At 31.0% G+C, this 25,769-nt stretch carries 26 protein-coding genes and 1 pseudogene; 10 read left to right on the forward strand and 17 right to left on the reverse strand.

The window, feature by feature from the left end; all coding sequences use genetic code 11:
* From KPL50_RS27140 to KPL50_RS18295, 5 genes and pseudogenes are all read left to right on the forward strand, one after another.
* Nucleotides 1–142, forward strand: a pseudogene (locus KPL50_RS27140) (electron transfer flavoprotein subunit alpha); the annotation flags it as partial.
* A gap of 225 nt (nucleotides 143–367) precedes the next feature.
* Nucleotides 368–1,726, forward strand: coding sequence for a sigma-54-dependent Fis family transcriptional regulator (locus KPL50_RS18280; protein ID WP_216299982.1), 1,359 nt, complete (start codon nucleotides 368–370; stop codon nucleotides 1,724–1,726).
* A 253-nt stretch (nucleotides 1,727–1,979) separates the two neighbouring features.
* Nucleotides 1,980–3,527 carry an acyl CoA:acetate/3-ketoacid CoA transferase gene (locus tag KPL50_RS18285; RefSeq protein ID WP_216299983.1) on the forward strand — a complete coding sequence of 516 codons (1,548 nt, stop codon included), beginning with the start codon at nucleotides 1,980–1,982 and terminating at the stop codon, nucleotides 3,525–3,527.
* Nucleotides 3,528–3,598: 71 nt separating this feature from the next.
* On the forward strand, nucleotides 3,599–4,978 hold the full coding sequence (locus tag KPL50_RS18290; protein WP_216299984.1) for a GntP family permease: 1,380 nt from the start codon (nucleotides 3,599–3,601) through the stop codon (nucleotides 4,976–4,978).
* Nucleotides 4,979–5,012: 34 nt separating this feature from the next.
* Nucleotides 5,013–5,429, forward strand: a complete 417-nt coding sequence (locus KPL50_RS18295; RefSeq protein WP_216299985.1) for a MaoC family dehydratase — start codon at nucleotides 5,013–5,015, stop codon at nucleotides 5,427–5,429.
* A 54-nt stretch (nucleotides 5,430–5,483) separates the two neighbouring features.
* Here the strand turns inward: KPL50_RS18295 and dhaM are convergent, their stop codons facing one another.
* From dhaM to KPL50_RS18340, 9 genes are all read right to left on the reverse strand, one after another.
* The gene (gene dhaM / locus KPL50_RS18300; RefSeq protein ID WP_216299986.1) at nucleotides 5,484–5,873 is read right to left on the reverse strand and encodes a dihydroxyacetone kinase phosphoryl donor subunit DhaM; all 390 of its coding nucleotides are present in this window, start codon (nucleotides 5,871–5,873) and stop codon (nucleotides 5,484–5,486) included.
* Nucleotides 5,874–5,876: 3 nt separating this feature from the next.
* Nucleotides 5,877–6,527: a dihydroxyacetone kinase subunit DhaL gene (dhaL, locus tag KPL50_RS18305; RefSeq protein ID WP_216299987.1), complete on the reverse strand. Its 651-nt coding sequence runs from the start codon at nucleotides 6,525–6,527 to the stop codon at nucleotides 5,877–5,879.
* 60 nt (nucleotides 6,528–6,587) lie between these two features.
* Nucleotides 6,588–7,586: a dihydroxyacetone kinase subunit DhaK gene (gene dhaK, locus KPL50_RS18310; protein WP_216299988.1), complete on the reverse strand. Its 999-nt coding sequence runs from the start codon at nucleotides 7,584–7,586 to the stop codon at nucleotides 6,588–6,590.
* 149 nt (nucleotides 7,587–7,735) lie between these two features.
* A complete protein-coding gene (locus KPL50_RS18315) occupies nucleotides 7,736–8,704 on the reverse strand; it encodes an aromatic acid exporter family protein (RefSeq protein ID WP_216299989.1) in 969 nt (322 codons plus the stop codon).
* A 316-nt stretch (nucleotides 8,705–9,020) separates the two neighbouring features.
* Nucleotides 9,021–10,436, reverse strand: coding sequence for a sensor histidine kinase KdpD (locus KPL50_RS18320; RefSeq protein WP_216299990.1), 1,416 nt, complete (start codon nucleotides 10,434–10,436; stop codon nucleotides 9,021–9,023).
* A gap of 2 nt (nucleotides 10,437–10,438) precedes the next feature.
* A complete protein-coding gene (locus KPL50_RS18325) occupies nucleotides 10,439–11,158 on the reverse strand; it encodes a response regulator transcription factor (RefSeq protein WP_216299991.1) in 720 nt (239 codons plus the stop codon).
* A 138-nt stretch (nucleotides 11,159–11,296) separates the two neighbouring features.
* A complete protein-coding gene (locus tag KPL50_RS18330) occupies nucleotides 11,297–12,064 on the reverse strand; it encodes a hypothetical protein (RefSeq protein WP_216299992.1) in 768 nt (255 codons plus the stop codon).
* A 3-nt stretch (nucleotides 12,065–12,067) separates the two neighbouring features.
* The gene (locus KPL50_RS18335) at nucleotides 12,068–12,955 is read right to left on the reverse strand and encodes an ABC transporter ATP-binding protein (protein WP_216299993.1); all 888 of its coding nucleotides are present in this window, start codon (nucleotides 12,953–12,955) and stop codon (nucleotides 12,068–12,070) included.
* A 23-nt stretch (nucleotides 12,956–12,978) separates the two neighbouring features.
* Complete coding sequence (locus tag KPL50_RS18340) at nucleotides 12,979–13,998, reverse strand: hypothetical protein (protein ID WP_216299994.1); 1,020 nt, start codon at nucleotides 13,996–13,998, stop codon at nucleotides 12,979–12,981.
* Between the two features lie 259 nt (nucleotides 13,999–14,257).
* Between KPL50_RS18340 and KPL50_RS18345 the strand changes: the two genes are divergently transcribed.
* The 3 genes from KPL50_RS18345 (at nucleotide 14,258) to KPL50_RS18355 (ending at nucleotide 16,310) form a co-directional block, all read left to right on the forward strand.
* A complete protein-coding gene (locus KPL50_RS18345) occupies nucleotides 14,258–14,776 on the forward strand; it encodes a sigma-70 family RNA polymerase sigma factor (protein WP_216299995.1) in 519 nt (172 codons plus the stop codon).
* 1 nt (nucleotide 14,777) lies between these two features.
* Nucleotides 14,778–15,707, forward strand: a complete 930-nt coding sequence (locus tag KPL50_RS18350) for a DUF4179 domain-containing protein (RefSeq protein WP_216299996.1) — start codon at nucleotides 14,778–14,780, stop codon at nucleotides 15,705–15,707.
* A 105-nt stretch (nucleotides 15,708–15,812) separates the two neighbouring features.
* The gene (locus KPL50_RS18355; protein ID WP_216299997.1) at nucleotides 15,813–16,310 is read left to right on the forward strand and encodes a cupin domain-containing protein; all 498 of its coding nucleotides are present in this window, start codon (nucleotides 15,813–15,815) and stop codon (nucleotides 16,308–16,310) included.
* 124 nt (nucleotides 16,311–16,434) lie between these two features.
* Here KPL50_RS18355 and KPL50_RS18360 read toward each other — a convergent pair whose 3' ends face one another.
* The 7 genes from KPL50_RS18360 to KPL50_RS18390 all read right to left on the reverse strand — a co-directional run bounded on the left by KPL50_RS18360 (nucleotide 16,435) and on the right by KPL50_RS18390 (nucleotide 22,562).
* Nucleotides 16,435–16,776, reverse strand: a complete 342-nt coding sequence (locus KPL50_RS18360) for a zinc ribbon domain-containing protein YjdM (RefSeq protein WP_216299998.1) — start codon at nucleotides 16,774–16,776, stop codon at nucleotides 16,435–16,437.
* A gap of 231 nt (nucleotides 16,777–17,007) precedes the next feature.
* On the reverse strand, nucleotides 17,008–17,721 hold the full coding sequence (locus KPL50_RS18365; protein ID WP_216299999.1) for a class I SAM-dependent methyltransferase: 714 nt from the start codon (nucleotides 17,719–17,721) through the stop codon (nucleotides 17,008–17,010).
* A gap of 384 nt (nucleotides 17,722–18,105) precedes the next feature.
* Nucleotides 18,106–18,678 carry a phosphatase PAP2 family protein gene (locus KPL50_RS18370; protein ID WP_216300000.1) on the reverse strand — a complete coding sequence of 191 codons (573 nt, stop codon included), beginning with the start codon at nucleotides 18,676–18,678 and terminating at the stop codon, nucleotides 18,106–18,108.
* Nucleotides 18,679–18,722: 44 nt separating this feature from the next.
* Nucleotides 18,723–19,571 (reverse strand): undecaprenyl-diphosphate phosphatase, encoded by an 849-nt coding sequence (locus KPL50_RS18375; protein ID WP_216300043.1) that lies wholly within the window; start codon nucleotides 19,569–19,571, stop codon nucleotides 18,723–18,725.
* A gap of 260 nt (nucleotides 19,572–19,831) precedes the next feature.
* A complete protein-coding gene (locus tag KPL50_RS18380) occupies nucleotides 19,832–20,935 on the reverse strand; it encodes a cell wall metabolism sensor histidine kinase WalK (RefSeq protein ID WP_216300001.1) in 1,104 nt (367 codons plus the stop codon).
* The gene (locus KPL50_RS18385; protein ID WP_216300002.1) at nucleotides 20,928–21,623 is read right to left on the reverse strand and encodes a response regulator transcription factor; all 696 of its coding nucleotides are present in this window, start codon (nucleotides 21,621–21,623) and stop codon (nucleotides 20,928–20,930) included. The genes KPL50_RS18380 and KPL50_RS18385 overlap by 8 nt, the downstream gene beginning before the upstream one ends.
* Before the next feature lie 231 nt (nucleotides 21,624–21,854).
* Nucleotides 21,855–22,562, reverse strand: coding sequence for a D-alanyl-D-alanine carboxypeptidase family protein (locus KPL50_RS18390; RefSeq protein ID WP_216300003.1), 708 nt, complete (start codon nucleotides 22,560–22,562; stop codon nucleotides 21,855–21,857).
* Between the two features lie 392 nt (nucleotides 22,563–22,954).
* Between KPL50_RS18390 and KPL50_RS18395 the strand changes: the two genes are divergently transcribed.
* On the forward strand, nucleotides 22,955–23,926 hold the full coding sequence (locus KPL50_RS18395; protein ID WP_216300004.1) for a YafY family protein: 972 nt from the start codon (nucleotides 22,955–22,957) through the stop codon (nucleotides 23,924–23,926).
* A 73-nt stretch (nucleotides 23,927–23,999) separates the two neighbouring features.
* Entirely contained in the window at nucleotides 24,000–24,449 is a 450-nt protein-coding gene (locus KPL50_RS18400; protein ID WP_216300005.1) for a GyrI-like domain-containing protein, read from the forward strand.
* Between the two features lie 86 nt (nucleotides 24,450–24,535).
* Here the strand turns inward: KPL50_RS18400 and KPL50_RS18405 are convergent, their stop codons facing one another.
* Nucleotides 24,536–25,735, reverse strand: a complete 1,200-nt coding sequence (locus KPL50_RS18405) for an NAD(P)/FAD-dependent oxidoreductase (protein ID WP_216300006.1) — start codon at nucleotides 25,733–25,735, stop codon at nucleotides 24,536–24,538.
* Nucleotides 25,736–25,769: the final 34 nt, after the last annotated feature.

The following is a 25,769-nucleotide window of genomic DNA, read 5'->3' on the forward strand; positions in this document are numbered from 1 at the left end:
AGAATCTGATTTTATAATAGCTATAAATAAAGATGCAACAGCACCTATCATGAAGGTTGCAGATATTGCAATAGCTGGAGATTACACAAAAGTTCTTCCAGAAATGATAGCTCAAATCAATGCATTAAATGAAGATAAATAATTCAATTTTAAATAGTTTTAATTAAAGTGGTTTTGATGTATTATTACATCAAAACCACTTTGTTTTTTAATACACGTCTTAATTCAACGTTAATTTATAAATAGCATCATAAGTTTTCTATTAAATATAAAAATACTGTACTTTTCAAATTGCTCAAAGTAAACTAGAATAATAGTATTATAGTAAACCTTTAATCACAATATATATGAGGGAGCTGATTTTATAATGGATTTTGAAAAAGATGCTATGGAAATATTAAAAACTATTATTGATAATGATAGTGATGGCCTTGTCATCGTAGATGAAAATGCCATCATAACTATGATTAGCAAATCATATTGTGACTTTGTAGGAATGTCACAGGAAAATGCTATTGGAAAACTTGTTACAGATGTCATAGAAAATACAAGAATGCACAAAGTTTTAGAAACAAGAAATTCAGAAACTGCTCAACTACAAAAGATAAAAGGGAGCTATATGATTGCAAGTAGAACTCCTATAATTAAGAATGGAAAATTAATTGGTGCAATTGGTAAAGTCTTATTTAGAAATGTAAAAGCACTAAATAATCTTTATAGTAAAATTAAAACCATGGAAAAAGAACTTGAAACCTATAAAAGTCGTTTAAATCAGCTGAACACCGCAAGTTATTGCTTTGATGACATCATAGGTATAAGTGATGCAATAACCACCGCTATATCTATCTCACGAAAAGCTGCTAAAACACATTCCAATGTGCTTATACTTGGTGAAAGTGGCACTGGAAAAGAGCTCTTTGCACATTCAATACACTTAGCTAGTGACCGCCAGTATGCGCCTTTTGTAAAAGTAAACTGTGCAGCTATTCCTACTGGACTATTAGAATCTGAGCTTTTTGGTTACGAAGGCGGCGCCTTTACAGGTGCTAAAAAAGAAGGTAAAGTAGGAAAATTTGAACAAGCGGATGGTGGAACCATATTTTTAGATGAGATTGGGGATATGCCTCTTCATATGCAGGTTAAACTATTAAGAGTTCTCCAAGAAAAAGAAGTTGAAAAAATTGGTTCCACAGGAAGTAAAAAAATTGACGTACGTATAATAGCTGCAACAAACATAAACCTAGAAAAATCAATGCATGAAGGTAATTTTAGACAAGATCTTTATTACAGATTGAATGTTGTTACTATTCATGTTCCTGCTCTTCGTGAGCGTACCGATGATATTATGCTTATTGCAAATCACCTTATAAAAAAAATATCTATGGATTTAAATAAAAAAGTACTAGGTATTTCTAAGGAATCAGAATATTTTCTAAAAAATTATGCCTGGGAAGGAAATATTCGCGAACTTGAAAATATATTAGAAAGAGCCATTAATATAATAGAAGATAGTAATTTTATTTCTCCTATAGATTTACCTGAAGAGATTACTGGAATGAAAGAAATTAAAGTTATTAAAAGTCTCGAGGCCACCATGGTAGCAACTGAAAAACAGGCTATTATAGATGCACTTAACGCTGCGGATGGAAATAAAACTAAAACAGCAAAAAATCTAAAAATTGGAAGAACAAGCTTATATGAAAAAATTCAGAAGCATAATCTATAATTATAACTGTCCCTTTTAACGAACTGTATTCATAAAACACAAGAATACAGTTCGTTTTTTCGTACATAATGATAAGGGTTACATAAATCATGTTCCTAAAAACGTACATATACATATATTCAATATAGAGAACTCCATATAAAAACAGTGAAATCACACAGATAATCTGTTTTTTTGTGTTTTTTTGTTGGCATGATATTTGCTAATTATATATTTAACAAGCTTCACTAATATAATAATAGGAGGTAAATAAATGACGAAAATTATGTCTAGTGACGATGCAATTGCTTTAATTAAAAATGGTGACTCCGTTGCCGTGGGCGGATTTGTCGGTTGCGGTCACCCTGAAGAATTAAGTATAAAAATTAATGAGTCTTTTAGTAAGAGTGGAATTCCAAACAGTTTAACTTTAATATATGCCGCTGGACAAGGAGATTCAAAGGAAAAAGGTTTGAATCATTTTGGCGTAGAGGGTTTAATTTCAAAGGTAATAGGTGGTCACTGGGGACTTGCACCTAAACTTGCCAAACTAGCTAATGAAAATAAAATTCAGGCTTATAATCTTCCTCAAGGAGTAATCTCTCACCTTTACAGAGACATTGCGGCTGGTAAACCAGGAACTATTACTCATGTAGGATTAAAAACCTTTGTTGACCCGAGAATCGACGGAGGTAAGTTAAACGATATCACAAAAGAAGATATAGTAAAGCTTATTGAAATTGAAAATAAGGAATACTTATTTTATAAAGCTTTCCCTATAAATGTGGCACTTATCAGAGCTACTTATGCAGATGAGAACGGGAATGCCACTTTGGAAAAAGAAGCTGTAACATTGGATGGCCTGTCTATGGCACAAGCAGTTAAAAATTCTGGAGGAATTGTAATACTTCAAGTTGAGGGTGTTGTAGAAAATGGTTCACTTGATCCAAGAAAGGTTAAAATTCCAGGAATACTCGTAGATGCTATTGTAATTTCAAAACCCGAAAATCATATGCAAACCTTTGCTGAACAATATAATCCCTCTTATACTGGGGAAGTAAAAATGTCAGTAGCAAGTCTTAAAGGTTTAAAACTAGATGAAAGAAAAATAGTATCTAGAAGAGCAGCAATGGAGCTTATTCCAAATGCCATTACTAACCTTGGAATAGGGATGCCTGAAGGAATATCCATGGTAGCAAATGAAGAGGGCATTGGTAATCAAATGAAACTCACTTTGGAATCAGGTCCAATAGGTGGAATTCCGGCTGGTGGTTTAAGCTTTGGAGCTGCAGTAAATCCTGAAAGCATACTAGATCAAAGTAATCAATTTGATTTCTATGATGGAGGTGGTCTTGATATAGCCTTCCTAGGACTTGCTCAATGTGATGAAAGTGGAAACATTAATGTAAGTAAATTCGGACCTAAAATTGCAGGCTGTGGTGGATTTATCAATATAACGCAAAACTCTAAAAAAGTTGTGTTCTGCGGCACTTTTACAGCCGGTGGGTTAGAACTTGAGATAAAACAAGGAAAACTGAATATTCTACAAGAAGGTAAAATTAATAAATTCATTAAAACTGTTGAACAAATTACCTTTAGTGGTGAGTATGCTGTGGATGTAGCTCAACCAGTATTATATATTACTGAAAGAGCTGTTTTCGAACTTACTAATAAAGGCTTAGTACTTACTGAAATTGCTCCTGGAGTTGACCTTGAAAAGGATATTCTAGCTCATATGGATTTCAAGCCAATGATTTCAAAGAATTTAACTTTTATGGATGCAAGAATTTTCGAGGAAAAAGCTATGGGATTGAAATTTTAGATTCTAACCACAAAAGTTGTTACGTTTTGTAAATTAATATAAACTAATTTAAATTAAAGGGAGGAACTATCATGTTAGGACTTATTGGTATTATTATTTCTTTAGGACTTTTAATGTATTTAGCCTACAGAGGAATTACAGTTCTTATTTTGGCACCAGTTTTAGCAATACTTGCAGTTTTGTTCCAAAGTGGTCAGAGCCATGTTTTGGCTAACTATACCGAAGTTTTCATGGTTAATTTTGCATCATATTGTAAGACATATTTCCCAGTATTCTTATTAGGAGCAATATTCGGTAAAATAATGGATGACTCAGGAGCTGCTAAATCTATAGCTTATGCCATTAGTAGTAAGCTAGGTAAAGATAAAGCAATTCTTGCGGTAGTTTTATCTTGTGCTATATTAACCTATGGCGGTGTTTCATTATTTGTAGTTGCATTTGCAGTATATCCTATTGCTGCAGCATTGTTTAGACAAGCAGATATTCCAAAACGATTTTTACCTGGTACTATAGCACTTGGTGCATTTACATTTACAATGACTGCACTCCCAGGAACGCCACAAATACAAAATGCTATTCCAATGCCTTTCTTTGGAACAAATGCTTATGCAGCGCCGATTATAGGTCTTATAGGCACAGCAGTAATGTTTGGTGGTGGTATGCTTTGGCTTACAAGAAGAGCAAAAAATGCTATGACCAAAGGTGAAGGCTATGGTGACCATAAAGAAGATGTATTGAAAGAAGTTGATTTATCCAAATTACCTAAACTTGCCCTGGCTATAACTCCAATAATTTTAGTACTAGTTGTTAATTATTTATTAGGTAAATATCTTTTTGCTACAATGGACGGAACATTCTTAAAAGATTTCGGTGGAATTAAGATAGCCAGTGTACAAGGTATATGGAGTTTAATTTCAGCCTTAGTTATTGCTATAGTTATTAGTTTAATTTTATTTTGGAAAAACCTTGAAAGCGTTACGAATACAGTTAATAAGGGCGCTATAGGTTCACTTCTAGCAATTGCAAATACCTCTTCAGAAGTTGGTTATGGTAATGTTATTAAAACATTAGCAGGATTCGCTATACTTCAAGCTGGAATACTTGCTATACCAGGAACACCACTTATTTCACTAGCAGCATCCACTAGTATTCTTGCAGGTATTACAGGTTCAGCATCAGGTGGTATGAGTATTGCTCTCGGAATATTAGGTAAAACTTATATGGCAAAGGCTCAAGCTCTAGGAATTAATCCAGAAGTATTTCATAGAATAGCCGCCATTGCATGTGGTGGACTTGATACACTTCCACACAATGGTGCCGTAATAACTTTGCTAGGTATAACAGGTATGACTCATAAACAATCATACGTAGATATAGGAATGTGTACAGTTGTTATCCCACTTATAGCTACAGCAGTATGTATTATATTTGCTTCATTTGGAGTTGTATAGCACGTAAAAATAAAATATTAAGGAGGAATTATAAATGAAAGGTTTAACTATGGAAGAATTAAATATAGGTGATAAAGACTCTTTTGAAAAAACTATAAGTGAATCAGATGTATATCTTTACGCAGGCATAACGGGTGATTTAAACCCTGCTCATATAAATCAAAGAGAAGCTGAAACAACAATGTTCAAAGGTAGAATCGCACATGGGATGCTCACAGCAGGCTTGGTATCTGCAGTACTAGGTATGAAAATGCCAGGAGCAGGAACTATTTATCTAGGCCAAGAGCTTAGATTTACAGCACCAGTTAGATTTGGAGATACAATAAAGGCTGAAGTTGAAGTTATAGAAAAGTTCGTCGAAAAAAACATTATGAAATTGAGTACAACATGTACTAATCAAGATGGAGTTGTTATTCTTAAAGGTATTGCAACTGTTATGCCTCCTAAATAATCAAAAATAAAAACTGTATTGGGATTTTCCCAATACAGTTTTTATTTTTAATTTTTATGGCATTTTATGAAGACATAATCCCTTAACCGCTCCTTGAATCTCTATTAAATTTTTACCAATGCTACACTCTACTGCTACTACAATTGCTCCTTCAACTAAAGCTGCATCAATAATCAATACATTTTTCTGCATTTCTTCTGGAAGAGTTTCAACAGCCATTTGTGCATTCATATATGCACTGCCAAGATCAAATAATATTGCCACACCATCTTCTGAATATACTTCATTTATAGCTAAAATAATTTTTTCTATATCCGTTCCTAGTCCATTATCACTAGTCCCACCCGCTGCTACAATAGGTACATTATCAGCCATTTGAAGTGCTAGCTCTTTTACTCCTTCTGCCACCTTACTACTATGTGAAATTATTACGATTCCTACCATAAATTATACCAGCCCTTCTTTTATGCCTTTTACTTCTTCGTAAATAGCATTTAATATTAAGTAGCTTGAAGTTGCGCCTGCATCTTGATGACCAATACTTCTTTGTCCAAGATAACTAGCTCTTCCTTTAGTAGCAATTATTGTTTTTGTATATTCTACTCCCTTTATCGCTGCATCTTTAGAGGCTTTTAGAACATCTATTGGCATTGCACCAGCTCTTAGAGCTTCTTTCATAGCATCAATAGCAGGTGCTATGGCATCAATCATTGTCTTTTCTCCTCTACTCGCTTTTCCTCGCATCAATACTCCGCCTAAGGCTGCTTCCAATATTTTAATAAAATCTTCAATATCTATATTTGCTTTTCCCTTAACTTCTACAGAAGCTTTCATAAATGCCGTGCCATATAATGGTCCTGACGCACCTCCTACGTTTGAAACTAATGTCATTCCGGTCTTCTTAAGAATTTCTCCAATGTCAGTTCCATTATCATCCTTTAGTTTTTCTTTAACAGCATTAAATCCCTTATTCATGTTAATTCCATGATCTCCATCACCTATAGCTGCATCAAGCTCACATAAGTAGCTCTTGTTTTCTTCAATTACATTTGCTATTTTATTTAATATTGAAATTACTTGTAATCCTGAAATACTCATTTTTATTACCTTCCTATATATACTGTATTTTTATTTTAAATCATCAGAGGCCTTATTATACTATAACACTTTTAATGCTGGTGTATCTGCCGGTGCATCTAATAGAATCTTTAATTCATCATCAAGTTTTAATAATGTAACAGAAAACCCTGACATTTCAAGGGAGGTCATAAATTCTCCAACAAAAGTTCTATAAACTTTTACTCCCTTTTCTTCTAAAATCTTATGAACTTTTCTATTAACAATATAAAGCTCCATTAATGGTGTAGATGCAAGTCCATTAATCATAACTGCAACTTCTGCTCCTGCCCCCAGTGGCATATCAGTTAATATTTTCAAAACCAAGTGTTCTACTATTTCATCAACAGGACTTAGAGTTTCTCTATGAGTACCCGGTTCTCCATGTATACCCATGCCAATTTCAACTTCATCTTCTGCTAAACTAAAATTAGGCTTTCCTGCTGCAGGAACTATGCAGGGTGTTAATGCCATTCCCATACTTCGTACATTCGCTATTACCTTTTCAGCTACTGCCTTAACTTCCTCGAGACTTGCTCCTGTCTCTGCTTTTGCCCCAGCTATTTTATGCACAAATACAGTTCCAGCTATCCCACGTCTTCCAGCAGTAAAAAGACTATTTTCAACTGCTACATCATCATTAACAACAACGCTTTCAATTTTTATTCCATCCATCTCAGCCATTTCACCGGCCATTTCAAAATTCATTATATCTCCTGTATAGTTTTTAACCACTAGCAGAACGCCAAGTCCCCCATTGACTGCTTTTACAGCTTCATATATTGGATCTGGAGTTGGTGAAGTAAATACTGAACCGCACACTGCTGCATCTAACATCCCCTTTCCTACATATCCTGCATGCGCTGGCTCGTGTCCACTTCCGCCCCCACTAACTAATGCAACTTTTCCGGATATAGGAGAATTCTTTCTAACAAGTACATCTACATTTTCAAGTTTTCTAACATAATCTGGATGTGCCATTACTATACCGCAAAGCATCTCCTCAACAACAAATTCTGGGTCGTTAATTAGTTTTTTCATTTATAATCGCCTCCATTTAATAAATAAAACTTAATATACCTTCTATGTTCTACATAATAATGAGCATTCCTCCAAAGCACTCAATATTTTCTAATATTTTCTAATATTTTCTAATATTCACATTGATATCTTAAGGTCAGATATAATGCTTATAATAACCGACGAAAAGCTTCTTTGAACTCTTTCTTAATAATTAAAAAATCTTCTAAATCATTTAAAAATTGAAATAACAATGCCCTATTTTCAAATTCATTCCTATTCTTTGGTAGTTCCATCATCTTATAATCTTTCTTAAGTAGGGTGAGTTCGCTTATAAGTTCAATACAATCATTATCCTCATGAATATTAATTGCAACATTATCGGTAAAATCCGATAAAATTCTGGTCTGCTCATAGGTCATATAAAATCTTGAAAAGTGTCTTTTCATCCTTTTTATAGCATCTAATTGTGTCATTCTCATATCTATATAACTTCCATAATAATCATTGTTCTTAAATAAATTATTATTATTTATTATTTGTGTCATCACCTTAGTATCTTTAATTAGTTGTTCTATACTCAAAATCACTTCTTGTTCATAAATTGGTACTGCTTGGGTAAGTAAACTTATTGCCATGTCTGACAATATTAATCTATATTGCTCTTCTATCTTCTCTTTATTCTTTTTAAAACTCTCCTCGAGTGGTACTGAATATAAATTAAATATCATTGCAACTCCAATGCCTATTATAGTTAACCCTGCTTCATTTATAATCCAAGAGATATTAATGTTTGTACTTATTAAAAGATGTGTTGATAATACTGCTCCAACAACCATTCCCTCGCTTATTTTTAATATATTTGTTATGGGTATAAATATAAGTAAAAATAGTCCAAATACAATCGGATTATTTCCAAGTAACAGGTATAGCATAAAAGATAAAAGTATAGCCACTGCAGATGAGATTATTCTCCTACCCCCAACTAATAGTGCTTCTTTCTTTGTATCTTGAATACTTAATATTGCAATTATACCGGAAGTTACACCGAACTCTAATCCAAAATAATTTGATATGATAATTGCTATTGTGGCAGACAATGTTATCTTAATTGTTTTTGATTGTAAATATTTCATCATTTCTCAATTTTTCTCCTACTACCATTAATATGGTATATTTTTTATTTACACTTAAATTATTCATTACTAAATAACGTCTCTTCTTATACTTCGGGAAATTTTTTTTGTACATTTAGTTTAATTTTTTATTACTTTGTAACATAGTAATGCATACTCAAATTACTGTCAACCTACATATCTGACCTTCAAAGTTTATTCTAGAAATAGTTGTGAATATATAAACAATCTAAATGGTACTTACTTTTTAAATGAAAAAGCTCTAGCCTATATATAATTTATAAGCTAGAGCCTAGTCCTTTATGGGGTATATTTAATTTTATAAATAGATTTCTATTTCTGTACCTCGTCCAAGCTCACTTGCAATCTTAATTTCCCCATCATGTGCTTTTACTATATCACTTGCAATAGCCATTCCAAGCCCTGAACCTTCATGTCCCTTCCCGGTATTTGTACCCCTATAATATCTTTCGAATATATGGTTTAGCTCTTCCGGTCTTATTCCTTTTCCGTTATCACTTATAATAATTTTCAAGTTATCCTTCTTTTCAACGGACACCTTTATATTTACGCCCTCTTCATTATGAACTATTGCATTATATATTAAATTTTTCATAGTCCTCATTATAAGACTAGCATCCACAAAAGCTTCTATATCTTCACTTTCACAAATGAAATCAATATCTACCTCAGCGTTACTCGGGTCGTTTAGTATGTCAATTACAGCATTTCGTACCAAGCTGACCATATTTATTTTTTTCTTGTTTAACTTCAATACTTTGTTTTTTAATCTTGTTGTTAAATTCAAATCATCTACAAGCTCTTTTATATAGTTGGCCTTACTGTCTATTATTTTTGAATACTGTTTTACCTCTTCTTTTGATAAATCATAATCATCGCTGCTTAAAAGTTCCGCATATCCTTTTATAGATACCAGCGGCGTCTTAATATCATGTGACATATTTGAAATCCATTCTTCTCTCATCTTATCAAGCTTTTTTCCTTCTATTTCATTACTCTTAAGCGTTGCTGAAAGGTTGTTTAGGTTGCGATAGACCCCCGTGTATAATCCCTTTTCTGATAATTTCAAATCATATTTTCCATCCGATAATACTAGAACCCCATTTATTATGTTGCTTAAAGGTCTAGTAAGTCTTCTTGAGAATAAATATGCGAAAAATAATGCAATTAATGCATCTAATATCAAAATTATATAAATAAGTTTACCCATGGTTTCTACAAAATTACTATTATTAATAGTAATTACTTGTCGCTCAACCTTGTCCCATGGAAATCCTATTATATAGCTGTATTCACGCCCTTCTATTTGTTTTTCACCTATAAAAATAGTTGTTAATGTTTTTTCATCCACATATTTATATTGATGAATCAATTCAAAAGGGGTATAACTTTTTTTTATATCCTTTGGCTTTCTGTAACTATATATTTCTTTACTATTCTCATCTAATATCTGTATCCATATATTGTTATTATCCAGGCTTAATTTCCCATTATTGTCTATATAAACAGTTCCTTTATTACTCACAATACATTTACTGAAATTTCTAGTATAATCCTCTGCCCCTACACCTTTTAAATTTTTCTCTATTAAGCTTCCTTTTGTATCGTTGTTATAAATTATAAAAGAAAAGGCTGCAATAATATTTATAATCATTACAATAATAACTACAGAAACCACAGTTATCATGAATTTGCCCATTAATTTAAATTTCATATCTATTCATCCTTTACAACAAATTTATATCCGAGCCCTTTAATATTCACTATATATTTTGGCATTGAAGGATTATCCTCTATTTTTTCTCTAAGTCTTCTTATATGGACCATAATTGTATTGTCAAAACCTATATAATCTTCTCCCCAAACTCCATCACAAATTTTTTCCTTGCTGAGGATCTGGTTTGGATTTTTTGCAAAGTAGACTAGCATCTTAAATTCTTTTGCTTTTAACTCTATTAACTCACCATTTTTTTTAAGCTCTATCTTTTCCTCATTTAATTCAAAAGGTCCAAAAACTATGGGTTTGCCGCTTTCAACCTTATCTTCACCAAGGTAATTATTTCTTCTTAAATGAGCCTTTACCCTATAGGCAACCTCTTTTGGACTGAAGGGCTTTGTAATATAGTCATCAGCCCCTAAAGCAAACCCTAAAATCCTATCTAGCTCTTCCGACTTAGCCGACATAAACAATATTGGTGTTCTAGAAGTCTTTCTTATTTCTTTGCATACGTCGTACCCGTCTCTATCAGGCATCATTATATCCAAAAGAATAATATCTGGGTCTAAACGCGATACTAAATCTATTGCTTCTTTCGCCGCTGCTGCCGTATATATATTTTCAAAACCTTCTTTTCTAAGCACAGTAGATAAAAGTCTTAATATATCCTCTTCATCATCAACTATTAGTATTTTACTTTTATTAATTGAATTTTCCATATTTATCACCTCTTAAAAATTAAACCCTTTTCTATTAAATACTTCAGAAGACTAAACAATTATTAATTGCTTAGTCTTCTGACGTGTCTCTAAGTTTCTAATTACATAATACCATATAACCTAGCTTATTATATTTTTTTATTCTTTTATAAATGCTTTGTAGGTAAGCTTTGATAAAAATACAAAACCAGCAATAACTATTACTATTTGAACCATAATTAATTCCATCGGAACCCGATATCTTATTAATTGTCCAGACATCATCCCCCAAAGTGGAGTTATCCCAAGATATTTTACACTCACAACTCCAAATAATATAACTGGCAGTACATATGGCAATCCCATAAGTAGACCCCCAAAAATAAAAGGTATAGAAGCTGATTTACTTATTGCTGATAGATATAATCCGAGTTGTGAGAAAAAGAATGAACCTATTGTAACGGTTATTATAAGTATAATAATCATTTGCAATACAGTTATATTTGAACCACTGTTTCCAAAATACCAAAGTTCTTTTAATGGTAAGTCTAGCCCTTTAAAACCCGCTTTTATTAATCCGTCTATGCATATTGTAAGCACTATTGATACATTAACTATTGTTGTTGATATGCCAGCACCAATCCACTTTGCCATTACAACATTTTTCTTTCCATTTTGAGTTGTATTTATAAGTTCATTCATGTTAGAGTTATATTCTAGAGTATATGTGGCTGAAATTATCATGAAGGTTATTAGCCCTATCATTGGTGCAAATCCATAACTTTTACTAAAGACATCCGCCCAAACCTCTGCACTCGTAGCCGGATGAATTAACATCCTACTTATCAAAAGTAAAGCAATCCAAGTTATTATAATGCTCTTTCTAAATAACATTTTTCTCATTTCTGCTTTCACAAGAATTCCCATAAGTTACACCTCCTTAGTATTTTCTAAATCAAAGTAAAACATATATACGTCTTCGAATCTTGGTTCTATGGTTTCAGCTGATGCATATAGCGGCATTTTATCGCTTACTACTCTAAGTTCTGTAATATCCGCGCCCCTTTGAAGGTTAACTACCTTATAATCTCTTTGTATGTCCATAACCTCATTTTCTTTGTTTGTTGTAATCTTATATACTTTTCCATTCATGCCATTTAATATATCTTTATGATTTCCTTTTATTATAACGCTGCCATTTTTAATCATTATGGTTTCTCTTGCTACAGCTTCTATATCTGAAATAATATGAGTTGAGAGTATTATTATTTTATCCTTTGATATTTCAGCTATAAGATTTCTAAATCTTGCTCTTTCTTGAGGATCTAGGCCTGCTGTTGGTTCATCAAGTACAACTATTTGAGGGTCATTTAATAATACTTGTGCAATTCCAACTCTTCTTTTCATACCACCGGAAAATTTACCAACTGCTTTATTTCTAACCTCATATAAGCCAACAAGGTTTAGTAGTTCGTCAATTTTTTCGGAAGCAACATTTTTGTCTATTCCCTTTAAGGCCGCCACATATTTCAAAAATTGTTTTGCTGTAAAATTCTTATATCCACCAAATTCTTGTGGTAAATATCCAATAATATTTCTATACTCATCTTCTTTTTCATAAATACTTTTCCCATTATAAAGAATTTCTCCAGTTGTGGGCTTTGTTAATGTTACTATTTGTTTCATTAGTGTAGTTTTACCCGCTCCGTTTGGTCCGAGTAGTCCATATACACCATTTTCTAAAGTAAGTGTTATATTATTGTTAGCATTCTTTTTTCCAAAGCTTTTTGTTAACTTCTTTATCTCAAGTTTATTCATAATTGTTCCTCCTCTAATTTTAATTATCTTACTAATACTTTTTTAAATGACTCTATGCTCAGTGTAATTCCTGCCACTAAAGTCATTCCCAATATCCCAAGGCAAAAATTTATTAAGTCAAAATTAATCCCGAAAAACCTTACATTTCCATAATATACTCCAGCAAACTGATTAAAATAGAATAGCAAATTCACCAAATTAATACTATTTAATACCATTCGAACATTACCTGGAATTACTTTTACCACAGTTAACAATTTTGGAGTAATAACAAGAATCAAAAATACACTTGTAGCTGCTATTGAGCTTGTTGTTATAAATGAACATAAACATGCAATTACACCCAGTGTAGCTAATATTAATATCATTATTCCTATCTTTAATGTTATAAATTGAATTATAGTATATGCATCTCTTACTAAAATAGGGTTGTCTATTATTCTTATGGCTTGTAGTCCTCCATTTATTGGCATTCCATATTGCACTGCTGTTATTATAAATTGGATTACTAGATAAAACCCATATAAAGCTGTTGGTATTAATATTCCAAATCCTAATTTTGAATATAAAGCTCTATTCTTATTTTTTGATGTAAGAATCAAATTTTCTACTGTAGACACAATTTCATCAGTGTATATATTACAACAAACTATGATTAGAATTACCACCATAAAGAATGCCATAAGTATATTGGTTGCCCTATAATCGAATACCTTCCAGAAGCTAACATCACTATACTTAGTATCTTCCATACTTTTCAGTTTTTTATGGGATATTTCCTTCATAGCTTTACTAAAATCATCTTTCTCCTGACTATTTGCCGCTTCCCTTATTGTTCCTATTTTTGCATCTAACTTTTCTTGTGCAATTACCGTGGCTGGTCTTGTATCCTTAATTAAATCATATTGCTCATTTCTATGTGATTTCTGTGTTTCCATCTCTGGTTTCATAAAAGCCATTGCTAAGCAAAGTAAGATAAATATTATTGCTACAATTACTCCAGTTTTTGATTTAAATATTTTTTTAAGTTCCCAATATATCATTTGTTTCCTCCTTTTAAAAAATGCCACCTTAGAATAAGGTGAATCCACGTGGTAAGTGGCAAGTTTAAGTGAATGTCATCTGTTAAAATCTTATCTTGCTATAAGTACATTATATAATGTTAACCTTACCTCTTTATAACATTAACCTTAAATAAACCTTACAAATATTTTTTTAGGTATCAGTGAAACTATTTGTTAAACTTCTTTGTCTAATGGACGAATACAAAAAATATAGATCTATAAAAATTCTCTATAGGGAGTGATTAAACTGATAGAATTAGTTGAAAAAGCTATTAAAGGTGATAATAAGAGCTTTGATTCTTTAATACAAAGTAGAAAAGAAAATATATATAAAGTGGCTTACAGTTATGTAAATAACACTGAAGATGCTCTTGATATAATGCAAGAAGTAATTTATAAAGCTCTTGTTTCCATAAAAAGCTTAAATGAGCCAGAATATTTTAATACATGGCTCACAAGGATAACTATAAATTGTTCAATAAATTATTTAAATAAATCTAAAAAAGTTATATCAATTGATGAAAAACATTTAAAAGACATGACTTCACTTCCTAACAATAAGGAAGAAATTATGGATTTACATGAATCTTTAAAGAATTTGAATACCAAATATAAAACCATCATAATATTAAAATACTTTGAAGATCTAACACTTAAAGATATTTCAGATATCTTAAAATTACCATTAAGTACAGTTAAAACACAGCTTTATCGCGGTCTGGAAAAACTTAAAATTGACCTTAAGGAGGCTCACTAATATGAGTAATAACTTGGATGATTTAAAGAAGGTTTATGATGACATAGAAATGCCAGATAACTTAAGTGAATTCGTTAATATTTCATTAGATAAAGGAAGATCAAGAATGAAAAGTGATAAAAGGAAAAATAATTGGATAAAAGGTTTTGCTGCAACAGCGGCTGTTTTTACTGTATTTACTATTAGTGTAAATACTATGCCTGCATTTGCAAACTCGTTAAAAGGTGTCCCTATTGTAGGAACTTTAGTTAAAGTTCTACAATTTAACAAGGGAACTGCAGTAGGTGGTAAAATTACTGATGGCGCAGATGCAAATTCTATAATTCTTAAACAAAATGCCATTAATGAGACTTTAGTAATTAATTTTACTAATAATAGTGATAATAAAGTTACAGATAATGTTGCTCACTTTAAAGTAGATTATAAAAACAATCCATCTACTATGACCTTTACAATTAACGGTGCAAGAGCTCTATCAGCTGAAAAAGATTTTGAAAATATGAAGAAAAGCAGTTATGTTTCAGATGTATATAAAAATATGATACTGGATGATTCAGCAGTAAAATTTACAATTGTGTTTAACAAACCCGTGAAATACGAGGTGAAGGAATATAAAAATCCTGGTCATATTGCAGTAACCTTATCAGAAGATAAAAATGAAATAGCTAAAACCATATATTCTGTTAGAACTCCTTCCTATGAATATGGGGAAAACTTAGGAATGATAGAAGAGCAATTATTTGAGGAACTTAATGTTAGAACTCTAAAAGACAATAAGGGAACTTTCTGCATAGATGCTGGTGTCTTTAATACTAAAGCTGGGGCCGAAGCTAAAATCAAAGATTTAACAACAAAATATGGCGAAAATCTTAAACTTGTTGTTGAAGAAAGAAATTCATTAGATATTCCAAAAGAAAGGATGGCACCTTAAATAATTCATACTACAGTTATACTTCTAAAAGAACTAGTGTTGTAACTACTTACCTATTTGCTTATAATTAAGTGTAATTAAATTTTTTAACAAAGGAGATAAATTATGTACTCATCCCAATACTTTATTGACACATTAAATATGGAACCTCATCCTGAAGGTGGTTTTTACAAAGGCAGCTTCTGCTCTAGTGAAAATATTAGCTCCAATGGCTTGAAAAATAGTTTTGAAGGTGAGCGAATACTTTGGACTAGTATTTACTTTTTATTAAGAGATGGAGAAGTTTCAAGTTTTCATAGATTAAAATCAGATGAAATGTGGTACTATCATGCAGGTTCTCCTCTTACAATATATATGATAAGTCCAAAGGGAGAACTTACTACAAAGCAACTAGGTCTTAATATAGAAAATGGAGAAACTCCACAGTTCCTAGTACCTAAGAATTATATTTTTGGTTCTGCTATGAATACCTCAGGTTTCTCTCTTGTTGGATGTATGGTATCCCCTGGTTTTGACTTTAAAGATTTTGAAATGTTTGAAAGAGATACTCTTTTAAACAAGTACCCTCAATTTAAGGATATAATAGTTAGGCTTACAAAATAACTATTACTTTATAATTAAAGACCCTACTAGAATCAATGATTCTAGTAGGGTCTTACTATTAAATTATTTTATTTCTTTTATTGATAATAGAAACTATTTCGGATTCGTTTCATTAAAACAGTATCTATATCTTTTTAACAAATTCAGATTTTAATTCCATAGCTCCAAAGCCATCAATTTTACAATCAATATTATGATCTCCATCAACCAAACGTATATTTTTTACTTTTGTACCTATTTTAATGGCTGATGAACTCCCTTTTACTTTAAGGTCTTTGATTACTGTTACAGAATCACCATTTTTTAACACATTTCCATTTGCATCTTTGACGATATTTTTTTCTTCACTATTTTCTGTCTCTAATTCTAAATTCCACTCATGAGCACATTCTGGGCAAACAAAAAGGCTTCTATCTTCGTAAGTGTATTCTGAATTACATTTTGGACAATTGGGCAAATTAGACATAATTTCATTTCCTCCATTCGTTATTGTTATTACTAATATATAAGACTTATTTAAATTTCCTTTTTACAACCTCGCAAGAATATCAATTACGAACTTAAAATTTACAAAAAAAAATATAGGGAATTCCTTATATACTTATATATTATCATAGTCCTCTAATATTTACAAACCTTGCTTTTGAACAACTCTATCTTACTTGTAGTTGCTATGACATATACAATTTTTCTCATTTTATTTTTTCTTCATAATGACTGTCCAAAGAATGTCCTTACCAAATTTTTTTTCATCAGCTGACTCTGTCATTTCTCTAAATTCAATTATTTCGAAATAAGGTTCTAAAATTGTTTTTAGTTTACATTCAGAGAATCCAAGTCCTCCATTCATTGAATTATCTCTATAAACATCATAATCAGATATATTTGCACCACCTTTTAAATTGAAGCATACCATTGCAAAGTATCCCTCTGGCTTTAAATATTTTAAGATGGTTTTTAAGTATTGATTTCTTCTATGTGGCTTTATATGATGAAGACACCCACTATCATAAATAAAATCAAAACTCTCTGGCTTATCTTGAAAATCAAATATTGATTGGCACAAAAAATTCACTGTTATAGACTGCTCTTTCGCTATTTGTTTTGCCCATTCTATAGAAGTTTTTGAGAAGTCTACCCCACAAACTTCAAAGCCCCTTTGTGCAAGATAAAAGGAATTCCTGCCATTTCCGCAGCCAATATCAAGCGCCTTTCCAGGTTTTAATAACTCTCTATTAAAGTATGAAATAAGGTTTTCATCTGGTACATTTTCAAAAAATGGAATTGGCTTCTTCCTATCATTATAAAATTTATTCCACCATTCATTATCTCGTTTTTCTAATAGATTGTCTAACATAATAAGTACGTCATTTTCTGTTTTAATAATCTCTGAATTAAGTTTATCCTCCATTTCTAATTCCTCCCTATATTTAATATATTTTCCTATTTAATTATACTATAAATTTAAATGTATGACAAATCTATACGTCTTATTTGTTCGGATAATTTAATTTAAAATAGACACTGATAAGCCTATTTTGATTTTTAACGTATGTAATTCGGTATTTTAATACTGCTATACGTTAACAATTAAAATTGTCTAAAAAACGCTATAAAATCACTGTGAGCCTGTACGGTTTAAACCCACAAGAAAACTTTCAAAAATAATTTCAAATTTAATATCCTGTGCATTTTACTCCACTAACTTTATAATTAAAGACCCTACTAGAATAAATAATTCTAGTAGGGTCTACTATTTTAAATAATTTAGTTTTAATTAAAAGTAACTAGATTCTTATTTACTTTTAAAAATATTGAATTTAATAGTAAAATGTTTATCTAAATATTTATTTAGACCTTTCTTCATTGAAAACTTATAAACTAAAATAGTAATATAAGCCCATATTCCAGCTATAATCCATCCACCAACAACATCCCCCGGATAGTGCACTCCAACATAAACCCTACTAACTCCCACAAGAATTAAATATATAAATACAAACCCACTCATTAAATAAGCGACTTTTTTATTCTTTATTCGTTTAAATATAATGTAAATAAGTACAATTCCTATAGCCGCAGAAATAGAAGAATGACCGCTAGGAAAACTATAGCCATCGGCCTTCGTTAGCCATATCCCCATGGGTCTATCTCTTTTTACTATATTTTTAAGTATCAAGTTGGTAAAACCAGTAAATCCGATACTAAATGCACAACAAATAGCTTCTACTTTCTTATTGAAAAGATATAATAGAATAAAAACTATTGCGGTTAATAAAATCTGGGGGATTTTGTCCGAAGACTTTGAAAGAGCAATAAAAAATTGATCCCATCCTAAATTTATAGAACTTGCTAAATAATAAATCATTTTAATTTAACCATCCTCTCTATGATTTTCTCTCAAATCATTAATTATGTTAAAGTAATAATCTTAGTTAATACTAATATCCCAAGTAAACATCCTACTACTATTCTATATACTGCAAAGACTTTCATTGGCTTCTTTTTCAAGTAATCAACAAATTTTTTCATAACAATTAAAGCTACTAGGAAAGCTACAAAAACTCCAACTATCAATGCAATCCATAATGATTTCGTCATTATAGAATAATCAAATTCGAATAAATCCTTACCTGTTGCCCCTATCATAGCGGGAATGGCTATGAAAAATGAAAATTCTGCTGCTATTGGTGTTGATAATCCTGCAATCCATCCACCCATGATTGTAGACGCACTTCTTGACATTCCTGGCCACATAGAAAGAAGTTGTAATAACCCAATTTTAAATGATTGCACAGGTGTTATGCTATCTATACTTTCTACTTTATGATCCCTACCTCCAAATCTCTTTTCGATTATTAATAACAATAATCCACCAACTATAAATCCTACTATGACAGCTTCTGGTATAAATTTCGATTTTATTTTATCGTATAATAATACTCCTGCAATTCCCATGGGAATAGATGCTGTAATAACATTTACCCCAAACTTAAATCCTTTTTTGCCCTCTTTTCCTTTGGTAAATATAAACTTAAAAAATTCTATTATACTTTCTTTAATCTTCTTCCAATATAAAACAACCACAGCCATTATTGCTCCAAGTTGAATTACAACTTCAAACATCTCTGCAAATTTCCCTTGAAATCCGATTGCCCATCCAGCTAATATCATGTGACCTGTAGAAGATACTGGGATAAATTCTGTTAGTCCCTCTACTATTGCTATTATAATTGCTTTTAATAAAAATATTATATCGATGATTTACCACTCCTTTGAAAATAATTATAAATATATGTACATATTTTATAATAATAATGCATAGGTTACTATCTGTAAAGCTTCCAGTAATATGACATGTATACAAAAAAATCACCTATAGTCCAAACACCTTTTTTCAAAGTGTCCATGCTATAGGTACCATTATATTCTATATCCCTCTTGTTTTTTTATTGCAATCTAGTTGTAATGATATTTTTTATTATCCACAATGTATTTCATAATTAATTTCTAAAACCTTATTAACTACCCAAAGGCAATTTAATTGTAAAAATAGTTCTCTCATAATTGCTTTCAACAAAAATCTCACCTTCATGAAGCTCTATTATACTTTTAGTTATAGCAAGACCTAATCCTGAACCTCCAGCAAATTCTGAACGTGATTTTTCAACTCTATAAAACCTTTCAAAAATAAAAGGTATATCTATACTTGGTATTGGTCCACCATAATTAATCACCTCTATAACCGCACTATTATTTTCTTTCCTAGTACATATGTCAATATACTCCGTTCCACTTCCATAGTTTATACCATTAGAAATTAGATTTTCAAATGCTCTAGCTACTTTAACTGCATCAGCCATTATTAAAAGTTTATCCTCCGAAAAATATGTCCTACATTCTATATTTTTTTTTCTTAACTGTGGACTAAATTCCAATACCACTTGATTCAAAAGTTCAATTACATTTACTAATTCTTTATTTAGTTTTAAAGTGCTATTTCTCATTATGGTATACTGAAATAAGTCATCAATTAACGTGTTCAATCTCTTTGATTTTTCATAGGCAATACTTACATAGTATCTAAGCTTAACTTCATCTTCATATTTATCCTTATCTATAAGTTCAAGATACCCTAATATTGATGTTAATGGAGTGCGTAAATCATGAGATACATTTGTTATCAATTCATATTTTGTTTGTTCTGCTCTTCGCTCTTCTTCTATTGATTTATTTAATTTTTCTATTATTTCATTCATATTTTTAGCCATTTTTCCAAGCTCTGATTTCGGTTTTTCTGGTATCTTTTTTTCTATTTCACCCTTAACTATAGCTTTCATATGTTCATCAATTTCCACAAAATACTTAATCTTCTTATAAATTGATAAATGAAAATAGATTATAAAAATTATTATCCATATTATAATTGCTACTGTGTTAAAATTAATATGCTGCCTTAAAATATAAATCAGGTTTAACAAGTCTTGTGAGTTCTTTAAAATAACATCCGTCAAAAATCTCCACATGACGTATATAGCCATCATAGTTAACGCTGAAAATACAAAGTTAAGTACTATACCAAACACTATTTTTAACTCTAATTTATATGTACTATTTTTACTCAAGTTTATACCCTACTCCCCATATAGTATGAATAAGTTTCTCACCATCTAAAACCGCATCAAGCTTGTCTCTTAGTTTACTCATGTGAGCCATAACTGTATTATTTGATTGATAATATTTTTCTTTCCAAACTCTTTGAAATATTTCTTCTGCACTAAAAACTCTTCCTGTATTATTAGCTAAGAGGTGTAATATTTCAAATTCTGTATGGGTTAAAGCAATAATCTTATTATATACTTCTACCTGATGAGTGGACTTTTTTATTTTAAGTGGTCCTATAACTATAATATCGCTATCTTTTAATTCCTCACTATTTTTATCAAATTCGTAAACTCTTCTAAATATAGCCTTAACCCTAACCATAAGCTCTAAAGGATTAAATGGTTTTACCATATAATCATCTGCTCCTATCAATAATCCCTTTATTTTATCTGAATCTTGATTTTTAGCACTTAGCATAATTATAGGTATATTGAGCTTCTTTCTAACTTTGTTACATACTTCTAATCCATCAATTTTGGGCATCATTATATCTAGTATTATAAGACTTATATCACAATTATCAATAACCTGCAAAGCTTCTTCCCCATCATATGCCTTATAACTATTGTAACCTTCATTAGTTAAATATATCTCAATTAAATTAACTATTTCTTTATCATCATCTACAATTAATATATTTTTACTCATATAATCACTCCATTTGTTTACTCTTATAGAGTTTTAAGTCTATTTATACATTCTTTTATAAGTATATATCTTAAAAATAGATTTGTCTAACATGAATATAGAAACACAATCACTACAATTCGCACCCTTTTTTTTACCCACATCATATTTGTAAAAACTCACTTTATTGAATAAGTAAAATGGTCTGTAAATATTTTATTTTTTTATGCTATAATTATATGCTTTGATTGTTTAAGGTTTTAAAAATTCCTCTAAGGTAATATCCTTCGAGTAAATTTCCTCTGAATTCTTAGTCCCCACATACCTTACATGCCAAGGTTCATAATTATAACCTGTAACCTCTTTTTTACCTTTTCCATATCTTATTATAAATCCAAATTTATAAGCATTATCTTTAAGCCATATACCTTCTTTGGTATATTCAAAGCCTGTACTTTTTTTAGAATTAGTTATATCCATCGCAAGTCCTGATTGATGTTCACTTTTACCTGCCTTTGCCACATAATTATATGTATATCCTTTTCCGTTTGTTTTAATACTATTTTTATATAACTCCTCTTGAGTTGCATAAGATCTATAACCAGATAATGCGTAAAGTATAATGCCCTCCTGTTCACTTTTTTTAAATAATTTTTTAAGTGCATCGCCTGCAACCTCATTCATCTGCATTTCTTCATTTGACACGGTAGAATAAAATCTGATATTTGGAACTTTCAAATGATCGGGAACATAATCTTTATCTAGTTCATTTTTCCTATTCACTAATATTAAAATACCATCGTCTACATTGCTATTTTCATTAGGCATATCATTCACAGCTTCAATATAAATGTTTCTTTCAATTACATCCCCTATAACTTTTAGGCTACCATACCTGCTATTTATATACATTAGTCCTATAATACCTAAAATCAAACTTATTATAATTTTCTTTTTCAATTTAAACTCCTCCTTATTTACCTTTAGTAAGCTCTGAGACCCTCGTCCCTCTATATCTCAATCGTGGAGGAGTCATTTTTATCCCCCCCCCCTAGAATTTCAAACAAAATCTTTTAAAACTTCTTATATATGCTCGTAGTAAAATGCATATCCCTACTCTCTTATATTACAAAAATAAGCTTAGGGAAATTGTAATTAAACCTTAAGATTTCTTAAGATTTAATTTTACTAAGCAATCGTCTCAGAGAAAATCCTTTAACTAAATTGTTTAATTCTTTATAATAGCTATAAGAAATATTTTTTGTTGGGCTTTAATAAACTTATATTTTCACATATGACATTTTAATCTTTTAACAAATTAATAAAAAAAACCAAAATAGGAGTGTGATCTCATGAGACTTCACAGGCTACTCGGAATTGTTATGTTGCTTAATTCCCGTGGAATAATGAAAGCTGGAAACTTAGCTAAAATACTTGAAACCTCGGAAAGAACTATATACAGAGATATGGACATATTATGCGAAACAGGCATTCCTATACTTTCAATTCCAGGTCCTAATGGAGGTTTTTCTTTTATGGAGGACTATAAAATCAATTCAAATGTCTTAGGAAGCGGAGATGTGGTTAACCTATTGCTTTCCAGTATGGGGATCCACTCAGAAAAGAATACTGAAATGGCACAACAACTTAAAAATTCCATTATTAAGCTTGAAAATACTGTATCAAAAGAACATAAGGAAGAAATTATCAAGGCTAAGGAAAGGTTCTTTATTGATTCGGACCCTTGGTGGGGCAAAAGAATACAAAATCAGAATGTAGATATAATTAAAAAATCCGTACTTAATTTAAAAAAATTAAAACTTCATTATAAAAAGTATGATGGGAAAATATCTGAAAGGATTATACGGCCTTATGGTGCGGTAGTAAAAAATTCAGATTGGTATGTGATAGCCTTATGTGAACTTAAAAATGAGGTTAGGATTTTTAAGTGCAGCAGGATTGAAAACATTGAAGTGCTAGCTGAAAGTTTCAGCATGCCTCTAAACTTTTATCTGGAAGAGTTTTGGGAAAATAGTAAGCATCAATTTGTGAGGCAAGCATCCCTTAAGGTAAACCATGATTCATATCCTGTTAAAATTAAATTCTATGAGGAAAAGAAACGAACTCTTGAAGGCTTTTATGTACTTTCTTCCATTAAAGTTGCGGACAATTGGGTTTATGATATAGATATGATAAGTTTTCAAACTGCCTGCAATGTAATCTTTCCTTTAAGTGATAGGATTGAGGTTTTAGAACCTATAGAACTTAGAGAGTATGTAATTAGAAAAATAAATAAATCTTTTAATTTATATAAAGTTAAATAAATTCCTGACATACTGTTGGCAAGGATTATTTGATATAATTGTGATATCAAATAAATGGATGGAGGTCGTAATTATGGAAGAAAAAATAGTAAGCATGGAAGGATTTAAGGCTGTAGGTATACCTTACTTTGGAAACAATAGTAATGGTGAAATTGCTACCCTTTGGGAAGCATTTAACAAAAACTGCAGAGACATAAAGCACAAAAGTAAGTCCATGCTGTATTATGGTATATGTGATTGTGGAATGGATTCAGAAGGTAGATTTCGCTATACTGCATGCGTCGAAGTAGATAGCTTTTCCGATGTACCGGAAGTCATGGTAACAAAGGTTGTCCCAGAGGGCAGGTACCTGGTGTATACCTATAGAGGAGTTATAAAAGATTTAGGTGCGTTTTACAACGATATATTTACCAAGTTACTTCCAGCCTCAGGATATGAAATTGAATATAGACCACAACTAGAAGTATACGATGAGAGATTTATGAACAATGGAGAATTTGATATATATGTCCCTATTAAATAATCCTTCCTATTCTATAATAAAGCCATAAGAAATTAAATTCTTATGGCTTTATTATAAATTACCATTATGCTATAGTTTTTTGTACATTAATTACTTCCCGCTAAGTATCCTGTAGAAAACGCCATTTGAAGATTATATCCACCTGTTTCAGCATCAATATCTATAACTTCTCCTGCAAAATAAAGATTTTTTATAAGCTTTGATTCCATAGTTGAAGCATTTATTTCTTTGACTTTAACGCCACCTGAAGTTACTTGAGCTGCTTTAATTGATAGTGTTTCTCTAGCCGTTAGTTTCATTTCCTTCATATACTCAATTATCTTATTCTCATCTGCCTTCTTTAAATCACTAATCTTAACCTCTGTTAGTCCTAACAGGTCAAAGATTTCCTTTAAGAAATTTTGTGGAAGAGTCCCTTTTAAATTATTAAGCACAGTCTTATTTGGATTGCTTCTCATAATTTCTAATATTTCATCCTTAGATTTATCTCTTAAAAAGTCTAAAGAAACCTCCACTTCTCCCTCTACTAAAGCTTTGTTTATATAAGATGAAAGCTTTAATACCGCAGGTCCCGATATTCCAAAGTGAGTAAATATCATATCACCAAACTTTTCTATGCTACTTTTTTTAACCTTAGCTGAAATAACAACATCCCTCATTGAAACACCTTGCAACTTTTTAACAAATTCTTCCTTTATAACTAATGGAATTAAGGCTGCATATAAAGGAGTTATAGTGTGAAATTTTCTTAACACTTCAAACATAGAACCATCTGATCCAGAATCTGGGTAGCTCTTCCCTCCTGTTGTAACAATCACCTTTTCTCCTAAAATCCGCTTGCCGCCGTCAGTTACTACCCCTTTTATTTCTCCATGTTCAACTATTAATTCTTGGACTTTAGTGTTATACATAATCTTAACGTTATTTCTTGCTAAATCAACCTTTAATAATTCTATAACTTCATCTGCTTTATTACTTTTGGTATATACCTTTTGGTCAAGCTCCTCTTTATATTCTAATCCATTTCCTTTAAAGTATTCTAAAAGTTCATGGTTTGAAAATGTATAAAGAGCGCTGTATAAGAACTTTTTATTACTCACTATCTTATCAAAAAATTCCTCTATATCTCTATTATTTGTAATATTGCATCTGCCTCCACCTGTAAGCTTTAGCTTGGCACCAACTTCTTTATTTCTTTCTATTAATATAACTTCACTATTTTTTGCTGCAGTAATGGCCGCCATAATACCAGCAGGACCTCCTCCAACAACAATAACTTTTAACATACATACACCTCACTGTGTTTCATTTTTTTATTAT

The sequence above is a fragment of the Clostridium sp. CF012 genome (assembly GCF_018861755.1).
Classification (GTDB): Bacteria; Bacillota; Clostridia; order Clostridiales; family Clostridiaceae; genus Clostridium_AD.

Excerpts from the sequence above, each read along its gene's own strand:
- KPL50_RS18325 (WP_216299991.1), bottom strand. The coding sequence starts at position 11,158 with ATGGAAAATTCAATTAATAAAAGTAAAATACTAATAGTTGATGATGAA.
- KPL50_RS18405 (WP_216300006.1), bottom strand. The coding sequence starts at position 25,735 with ATGTTAAAAGTTATTGTTGTTGGAGGAGGTCCTGCTGGTATTATGGCG.
- KPL50_RS18295 (WP_216299985.1), top strand. The coding sequence starts at position 5,013 with ATGAAAGGTTTAACTATGGAAGAATTAAATATAGGTGATAAAGACTCT.
- KPL50_RS18290 (WP_216299984.1), top strand. The coding sequence starts at position 3,599 with ATGTTAGGACTTATTGGTATTATTATTTCTTTAGGACTTTTAATGTAT.
- KPL50_RS18370 (WP_216300000.1), bottom strand. The coding sequence starts at position 18,678 with ATGATTTATTATTTAGCAAGTTCTATAAATTTAGGATGGGATCAATTT.
- KPL50_RS18320 (WP_216299990.1), bottom strand. The coding sequence starts at position 10,436 with ATGAAATTTAAATTAATGGGCAAATTCATGATAACTGTGGTTTCTGTA.
- KPL50_RS18395 (WP_216300004.1), top strand. The coding sequence starts at position 22,955 with ATGAGACTTCACAGGCTACTCGGAATTGTTATGTTGCTTAATTCCCGT.
- KPL50_RS18360 (WP_216299998.1), bottom strand. The coding sequence starts at position 16,776 with ATGTCTAATTTGCCCAATTGTCCAAAATGTAATTCAGAATACACTTAC.
- KPL50_RS18355 (WP_216299997.1), top strand. The coding sequence starts at position 15,813 with ATGTACTCATCCCAATACTTTATTGACACATTAAATATGGAACCTCAT.
- KPL50_RS18335 (WP_216299993.1), bottom strand. The coding sequence starts at position 12,955 with ATGAATAAACTTGAGATAAAGAAGTTAACAAAAAGCTTTGGAAAAAAG.
- KPL50_RS18280 (WP_216299982.1), top strand. The coding sequence starts at position 368 with ATGGATTTTGAAAAAGATGCTATGGAAATATTAAAAACTATTATTGAT.
- KPL50_RS18330 (WP_216299992.1), bottom strand. The coding sequence starts at position 12,064 with ATGGGAATTCTTGTGAAAGCAGAAATGAGAAAAATGTTATTTAGAAAG.
- dhaL (WP_216299987.1), bottom strand. The coding sequence starts at position 6,527 with ATGAGTATTTCAGGATTACAAGTAATTTCAATATTAAATAAAATAGCA.
- KPL50_RS18285 (WP_216299983.1), top strand. The coding sequence starts at position 1,980 with ATGACGAAAATTATGTCTAGTGACGATGCAATTGCTTTAATTAAAAAT.
- KPL50_RS18315 (WP_216299989.1), bottom strand. The coding sequence starts at position 8,704 with ATGATGAAATATTTACAATCAAAAACAATTAAGATAACATTGTCTGCC.
- KPL50_RS18350 (WP_216299996.1), top strand. The coding sequence starts at position 14,778 with ATGAGTAATAACTTGGATGATTTAAAGAAGGTTTATGATGACATAGAA.
- dhaK (WP_216299988.1), bottom strand. The coding sequence starts at position 7,586 with ATGAAAAAACTAATTAACGACCCAGAATTTGTTGTTGAGGAGATGCTT.
- KPL50_RS18365 (WP_216299999.1), bottom strand. The coding sequence starts at position 17,721 with ATGGAGGATAAACTTAATTCAGAGATTATTAAAACAGAAAATGACGTA.
- dhaM (WP_216299986.1), bottom strand. The coding sequence starts at position 5,873 with ATGGTAGGAATCGTAATAATTTCACATAGTAGTAAGGTGGCAGAAGGA.
- KPL50_RS18340 (WP_216299994.1), bottom strand. The coding sequence starts at position 13,998 with ATGATATATTGGGAACTTAAAAAAATATTTAAATCAAAAACTGGAGTA.
- KPL50_RS18385 (WP_216300002.1), bottom strand. The coding sequence starts at position 21,623 with ATGAGTAAAAATATATTAATTGTAGATGATGATAAAGAAATAGTTAAT.
- KPL50_RS18400 (WP_216300005.1), top strand. The coding sequence starts at position 24,000 with ATGGAAGAAAAAATAGTAAGCATGGAAGGATTTAAGGCTGTAGGTATA.